Origin of the sequence: uncultured Umboniibacter sp., assembly GCF_947497555.1 — a bacterium.
Taxonomy (GTDB): Bacteria; Pseudomonadota; Gammaproteobacteria; order Pseudomonadales; family DSM-25080; genus Umboniibacter.
In genome coordinates, this window is sequence record NZ_CANMGY010000038.1 from 1 (window position 1) to 238 (window position 238).

Annotated in this window: 2 tRNA genes; both read left to right on the plus strand. The window is 51.3% G+C overall.

The features are described 5' to 3' along the window. Positions 1-77 (plus strand) — tRNA-Asp (locus Q0698_RS13295). An 87-nt stretch (positions 78-164) separates the two neighbouring features. Further along, positions 165-237, plus strand: a tRNA-Val gene (locus Q0698_RS13300). The last annotated feature ends 1 nt before the right edge of the window (position 238 follow it).

Below are 238 nucleotides of genomic sequence, written 5' to 3' on the forward strand. Positions count from 1 at the left end.
GGACCGGTAGTTCAGTTGGTTAGAATACCGGCCTGTCACGCCGGGGGTCGCGGGTTCGAGTCCCGTCCGGTCCGCCATTACAAATGATGAACAGCAGTTTTTTGATTAAACACTATAGTTTGATATCGTGTTTCAGGAAAAGATTGTTGTATCCGAGAATACTCGGGTGATTAGCTCAGCTGGGAGAGCGGCGCCCTTACAAGGCGTAGGTCACAGGTTCGATCCCTGTATCACCCAC